8 protein-coding genes are annotated in these 6,706 nt (G+C 38.9%); 1 reads left to right on the plus strand and 7 read right to left on the minus strand.

Annotated features, from left to right (window positions below):
• Window positions 1-73: 73 nt before the first annotated feature.
• The 6 genes from QM917_RS09710 to QM917_RS09735 form a co-directional block, all read right to left on the minus strand.
• Window positions 74-901, minus strand: a complete 828-nt coding sequence (locus QM917_RS09710) for an aminoglycoside 6-adenylyltransferase (RefSeq protein ID WP_414285605.1) — start codon at window positions 899-901, stop codon at window positions 74-76.
• Complete coding sequence (locus QM917_RS09715) at window positions 891-1,433, minus strand: hypothetical protein (protein WP_414285598.1); 543 nt, start codon at window positions 1,431-1,433, stop codon at window positions 891-893. Before QM917_RS09715 ends, QM917_RS09710 begins: the two co-directional genes overlap by 11 nt.
• A gap of 49 nt (window positions 1,434-1,482) precedes the next feature.
• Window positions 1,483-3,426: a DNA topoisomerase IV subunit B gene (parE, locus tag QM917_RS09720; protein WP_414285599.1), complete on the minus strand. Its 1,944-nt coding sequence runs from the start codon at window positions 3,424-3,426 to the stop codon at window positions 1,483-1,485.
• A 146-nt stretch (window positions 3,427-3,572) separates the two neighbouring features.
• The gene (locus QM917_RS09725; RefSeq protein ID WP_414285601.1) at window positions 3,573-4,415 is read right to left on the minus strand and encodes an amino acid ABC transporter substrate-binding protein; all 843 of its coding nucleotides are present in this window, start codon (window positions 4,413-4,415) and stop codon (window positions 3,573-3,575) included.
• A gap of 9 nt (window positions 4,416-4,424) precedes the next feature.
• Window positions 4,425-5,054 (minus strand): amino acid ABC transporter ATP-binding protein, encoded by a 630-nt coding sequence (locus tag QM917_RS09730; protein WP_414282749.1) that lies wholly within the window; start codon window positions 5,052-5,054, stop codon window positions 4,425-4,427.
• Between the two features lie 10 nt (window positions 5,055-5,064).
• Window positions 5,065-5,706, minus strand: a complete 642-nt coding sequence (locus tag QM917_RS09735) for an amino acid ABC transporter permease (RefSeq protein WP_075231945.1) — start codon at window positions 5,704-5,706, stop codon at window positions 5,065-5,067.
• Between the two features lie 215 nt (window positions 5,707-5,921).
• Here QM917_RS09735 and plsY point away from each other — a divergent pair, with 215 nt between their 5' ends.
• Window positions 5,922-6,563, plus strand: coding sequence for a glycerol-3-phosphate 1-O-acyltransferase PlsY (plsY, locus tag QM917_RS09740; RefSeq protein WP_414285603.1), 642 nt, complete (start codon window positions 5,922-5,924; stop codon window positions 6,561-6,563).
• Window positions 6,564-6,610: 47 nt separating this feature from the next.
• On the opposite strand, the gene QM917_RS09745 is transcribed toward plsY, so the two are convergent.
• On the minus strand, window positions 6,611-6,706 hold a 96-nt coding region (locus tag QM917_RS09745; protein WP_414267217.1), incomplete at its 5' end, for an IS3 family transposase.

The following is a 6,706-nucleotide window of genomic DNA, read 5'->3' on the forward strand; positions in this document are numbered from 1 at the left end:
TTCAAGTTAATTTATATATATTAAATAATTTTTAACTTTTAAAAAATAAAATACTTATATCTTATTTTCCAAATTATAAGTCTATATTATTAAAAAGTATCGTTTTGGCAAAACCAATCATCTTCTCAGCTACTTCTTTTTCATACTTAAAATCCATTTTTTGGGCAAGATATTGAGCTTCTTGGTGGAAAAGTTCCATCGTAGCATACAATGATTGAATGATTTTGTCTAAACTCGAGAAATTAAGTAGATTTGAGAAGTCCTTCTCCTTCTCAAAAGGCAAGTAGTTAAAGAGATACTTGTAGTTCTTGCCAATATCAATCGTCCCCTTATCAGCTGCAACTTGCCAAGCTAAGATTTTCAAGAGTTCTTGCTGGCAAATACCGTATAGATGGTCTGTCGCATAGATAAGTTGCTTACGACATATTCCTTTGACTACGTAGGCTGACACCCACCAAAATTCATTGCAGGCTTTTTTAAAATCCGTCTCACTAGCTGGATGTATCCAGAAACGCTCTGGACTGGAAGAATAGGACTCAAACAAGCCCTTATCATCTACTAAAACTGTGAAGCCAGCCTCGCTATTCACCCACTCATTGATGTCTTCTTTAGGACAGAGGGTTAAATCAATGCGATTCCCATCCTCAAAGAGCATGAGGTAAAGACGGCGATGTCTAAGAGTCACCTCTTGCTCAATGATGCGTTCACCGAACTGGGTTAGCCAAGAAATGTCTCCCGTTAGATTATCTAAATTATCTACGACATAGACAACATCATAGTCTTGAAATTCATCTGTTGGGGCATTGGGGTTTGTACGCGAACCCGATAGGGTCACAGCATCAACCTGTAACTTTTTAGCTATTTGTAAAATCAGTCCAAGCATTTCCTGGTCAGTTCTCATGTGGTTCATCCTCAGTGGTCTCTAGATTCTGAATAACAGCATCTTCATTTCTTTCCTTAAGAAGCTTCAGAATTCTTTTTCTTTCAAGCTCTCCGACCAAGAATTGAATGATAAAACTAATACCAAAAATTGGTAATAGCAAAATAATTCCCATTTCTTGCGTCAGCATTATAAATAGTAGGTTCACACCTGATAAGATTGCTAAAAACCAGGCATTTATCCTAAGAAGTTTTGAGTAACTACTAGGATAATATCTGAGATGTTTGGTACTTTTATAAATAGATGTAAAACTGAATGCTAAGCTAGCTGATGTGAAAATATAAAAGTCAAAAACATAAAAGAGCAAACCTGCATAAGGATTGGATCTTAAAGGATTATCAAATAAAAAGACACAGGTAGTTACTATGGTTAATAGTAAAAATTCAAGATAGCGGCTTTGCTCAGGTTTACCTTGTTTGGCAATTATATACCTAATTGCACCTAAAGCTAAGGCTATGACAAGAAATGGACTATCAAACAATAAACTTATCATGATTTATACCTCTTTTAGAGAGCTAAAATTTTTAAGAAGGAGGATATCTTTAAAACACTGTCGCTTCTTCCAGCGTAAATTTGACATTATCTTCAATCCACTTACGGCGTGGTTCAACCTTGTCACCCATGAGGACACTGACACGACGTTCTGCGCGTGCTAGGTCTTCAATCGTAACACGGATGAGGGTGCGTGTTTCTGGATTCATGGTTGTTTCCCATAGTTGATCCGCATTCATCTCACCAAGTCCCTTGTAGCGTTGGAGGGTAGCACCTTTACCAAACTGCTTACGTAGTTCCTCTAGTTCACCATCTGTCCAAGCGTAAGCCACTTCTTCTTTCTTGCCTTTGCCTTTAGACATCTTGTAAAGAGGCGGAAGAGCGATATAGACATGTCCTGCTTCAACTAGCGGACGCATATAGCGATAAAAGAAGGTTAAGAGAAGAGTTTGAATGTGGGCACCGTCGGTATCCGCATCGGTCATGATAATAATCTTGTCATAGTTAGCATCTTCAAGAGAAAAATCTGCCCCTACACCAGCACCGATGGTATAAATCATGGTGTTGATTTCTTCATTTTTGAGGATATCTGCCATCTTAGCCTTGGCTGTATTGATAACCTTACCACGAAGAGGCAAGATAGCTTGGAACTTACGGTCACGACCTTGTTTGGCCGAACCGCCGGCAGAATCTCCTTCGACCAAATAGAGCTCGTTCTTTGTTGGATTTTTAGACTGGGCTGGGGTTAATTTCCCAGAAAGTAATCCCTTGTCTTTCTTATTTTTCTTACCATTTCGGCTCTCATCACGCGCTTTTCGTGCTGCTTCACGGGCATCACGCGCCTTGATTGCCTTGCGAATCAGATTAGAAGCTAGTTCTCCATTTTCCATAAGGAAGAAAGTTAATTTATCAGCTACAATCCCATCTACAACGGGACGAGCAAGTGGACTTCCTAGTTTATCCTTAGTCTGTCCTTCAAACTGCAAATGTTCTTCAGGAACAAGGATGGAAAGAACTGCCGCCAACCCTTCTCGGTAATCTGGACCTTCTAGGTTTTTATCTTTTTCTTTGAGAAGTCCAGTTTTTCGCGCATAGTCGTTCATTACTTTGGTAATGGCAGACTTGAGTCCTGTCTCATGCGTTCCACCGTCCTTGGTACGAACGTTGTTAACAAAGGACAAGATGTTATCTGAAAATCCATCATTATATTGGAGGGCTACTTCTACTTGAAAACCATTATCTTCGCCTTCAAAGTAAAGGACTGGCGTCAAGGTTTCCTTGTCTTCATTGAGGTAAGAAACAAAGTCTTGTACCCCATTCTCATAATGGAATTCAATTGCTTCATCTGTTCGTTTGTCCGTTAATGACAAGGTTACATTTTTCAAGAGGAAGGCTGACTCATTGAGACGCTCTGAAATGGTATTGTATTTAAAGTCTGTCGTAGAAAAGATACTGGCATCCGGCATGAAGGTCACTTTTGTACCTGTCTTAGACTTAGGTGCTGTGTCAACCTTTTCAAGAGTTGTTACTGGTTTCCCACCATTTTCAAAGCGTTGTTTGTAAACAGCCCCATCACGTGTAATTTCTACTTCGAGCCAACTAGAGAGGGCATTCACGACAGAAGAACCAACCCCGTGGAGACCACCAGAAGTCTTGTAACCACCTTGACCGAATTTTCCTCCAGCGTGGAGAATGGTAAAGATAACCTCAACCGTTGGAATTCCCATAGCGTGCATCCCAGTCGGCATCCCACGTCCGTGGTCTTGAACCGTTAAACTTCCATCTTTATTAATTGTTACATCAATACGATCACCAAATCCAGACAGAGCTTCATCGACCGCATTATCGACAATTTCCCAAACAAGGTGATGTAGCCCAGCACCGTCAGTCGATCCAATATACATCCCTGGACGTTTACGGACCGCATCCAACCCTTCTAGCACCTGAATGGCGTCATCATTATAATTGTTAATATTGATTTCCTTTTTTGACACAAGGAACCTCCTATTTGTTCATCTTTTCTATTTTACAGGTTTTCTAAGGATTTTGCAAAATTTTCAAGTTAAAAGCCTATTCACAAGTCCTATTTAGTAAAAAATCACTCATTTCCACCCTAAAAAAAGAAACCAAGACGAGAGTCTCAGTTTTCTTTTCCTTTAACTTGACTTGTTGCAATATCTTCACCAAACCATTTTTGGCTAATTTCTTGGAATTTTCCTTCTTGATATAGTTCCACAAAAGCTTTGTTTAAATTGTCTAACAAGGTCTTATCCGCTGGTCTTACTCCAACTGCAAACGACTCACTCTCAAAACCAGCTGGGAAAATCTCATACTGGTCTAATATCCCTTCCGTTTTAAGATAATAATTGGCATAAACACGGTCAATTAAAAGAGCATCAATCCGATCATTTTGCAAGTCAATCAAGGCTTCATTAAAACTCTGATATTGGTTTGCTTTTTGATCTTTTACGATATTTTTTAAGAGTTCTGGTTGAGCTTCGAAATCTAGATAACCAGAAGAACCCGCTTGGGCTCCCAAAATTTTATCTTTCATATCCGAAACCGACTGGATATTTTGAGATTTTTTAGAGACAAGAACCTGCTGATTTTCCATATAAGGAATGGTAAAAGCTACCTTCTCACGGCGTTCATCTGTTGCGGAATAGCCGTTCCAAATTGCATCAATAGTGCCGTTTTGAAGTTCTGTTTCCTTCATATCCCAATCAATGGGTTGAAACTGTACCTTGAACCCCAGTTTCTCAGAAACGGCTTGGGCTAAATCAATATCAAATCCAGCATATTGCCCATTCTTTTCTTCAAAGCCCATAGGAACAAAGGTATTGTCAAATCCGATAGTAATTGTTCCTTGTTGTTGGTATTTTCCCCAATTATCTACTTTAGGATTGCTAGCTTTTTGCGTGCATCCTACGAGGAAAAAAGCAAAAAAGAATACCAAAACAAGGCTGATTTTCTTTCGATTCATAGACACCTCCTACTTAGGCTCTACTTTGAGAATTTGGTCAGCGATATTCTCTGCAAACTGGAGATCGTGGGTTACGACAATTTGAGTCATACCTAATTCTCGATTTTGTAAAATCAGTTTTTCAACTTCGAGACGCAACTCTGGATCAAGGGCAGAAGTTGGTTCATCATACCCAATCACTTCTGGATCTATCATCATTGCACGTGCTAAGGCAACACGTTGCTTTTGACCACCAGATAAAGAATATGGATAGGCATCCGCATGAGCTTCAAGACCTAGACGAGTAAGTAAGTCGATTGCCTTCTTCTTCGCATCTGCTTCAGACATCCCCATAGTCTTGATAGGTGACAAAATCAAGTTCTCCATAACGGATAAGTGAGGAAAAAGCTGAAAATCTTGAAAAACAAATCCTAACAAGTGTCGTTTTTCAAGTTCATCCAAAGGTAACGATTCTCCATTATAAAAAATCTCACCTGAATCAATGGTTTCAAGTCCAGCTAACATTCTAAGCAAGGTTGTCTTCCCACCACCAGAAGGTCCAACGATGGCCAAAATCTGCTTTTCAGGAATTGTTAAACTGAAATTGGATAAAATTTCTTTTTTTCCAAATTTTTTGCTGATATTTCTTAACTCTAACATGGATAACCTCCTATCTATAGTAGCTGAACTTCTTCTCAAGTTTCTTAGCTATAATCGTAACAATACCAATCATGAGAAGATAGATAGCTCCTGCTAGAAACATTGGAATCAAGCTGGCATCACGATTGGCTGCAGTACGACTAGCTAGAATCAGATCAGAAATACCGAGCGCATAGACCAGAGAAGTATCCTTAACCAAACTCATAACCTCGTTAAATACACTTGGTAAGACAATCTTGGTCACCTGTGGCAAAATGATATAACGAACGGTATCAATAGGATTAAATTTCAAAACCTTAGCTGCTTCGTATTGCCCCTGAGGAATCGTTGCAATTCCTCCACGGAAAATTTCAGCAAAGTAGGCTGCATAATTAAGCGTGAAGGCAATAATCGCAGCAGGCACCCGGTCGAGTCGAATTCCGATACTTGGTAGGACATAATAAATAAAAATTAGTTGCAAGAGCAAGGGTGTCCCGCGCATCACCCAGATATAGATATCAATCATGTAATGGAGGGGTTTCCAATGGACCTGTAAGCAAAAGGCAACCAAAATGCCTAAAGGGATTGAAAAAAGTAAGACCAGTGCAAAAACTTGTAAGGTCATTGTCGCACCGCTCAATAAACTTGGTAATATCTCGAATAAATAAGACATAATCCACCTCCTAAAAATAATTGTTCCTATTATAGCATAAATAAACATAAAATCAAGGATTTTCAGAAACTTTCATGAATTTTTAAAACTTTAACCTTGATTTCCGAACAATAGTGGTCATGAGAAAAATTTTCTACTTACATAAAGTATCAGATGTCACAAATTGAGATAAGATTCCTTTCCGTTTCTCTCCTATTTCATGGTATAATAGAAGCATGATGACAATAGTATTATTAATTTTAGCTTATTTATTGGGTTCTATCCCTTCAGGACTGTGGATCGGGCAAATCTTCTTTAAGATTAATCTAAGAGAACATGGTTCTGGTAATACTGGAACGACCAATACCTTTCGAATCCTAGGTAAGAAAGCGGGTATGGCAACCTTCGTGATTGACTTTTTCAAAGGAACCATCGCAACCTTGCTTCCACTTATCTTTCATGTTCAAGGAGTTTCACCTCTAGTCTTTGGCCTTTTAGCTGTGATTGGGCATACCTTCCCAGTATTTGCAGACTTTAAAGGAGGAAAAGCTGTCGCAACTAGTGCTGGAGTCATTTTCGGATTTGCTCCTCTATTTTGCCTCTATCTAGCAGTTGTTTTCTTCGGCACTCTTTATCTAGGTAGTATGATTTCTCTCTCTAGTGTTACTGCTGCCCTTGCTGCTGTACTTGGGGTGATTCTCTTTCCACTTATCGGTTTCCTACTGCCAAGTTACGATATATTATTTGTAGTGATTATCTTAGCCCTCGCAAGTCTAATTATCATTCGCCATAAGGATAACATCAATCGTATTCGTAATAAAACAGAAAATCTTGTTCCCTGGGGCTTAAACCTCACACACCAAGAAACTAAAAAATAAAGCATCAGTTTCAAACTGTACTGACCCCAAAAAGTTAGACAATTAATTTAAGCAAAGGATTTAATTCTGTATTGTACAGGACTAAGTCCTTTTAGTTTTACCTTAATTCGTTTGTTGTTGTAGTAATCAATATAGTCTACAAT

Origin of the sequence: Streptococcus infantis (assembly GCF_047460685.1) — a bacterium.
Taxonomy (GTDB): domain Bacteria; phylum Bacillota; class Bacilli; order Lactobacillales; family Streptococcaceae; genus Streptococcus; species Streptococcus infantis_AD.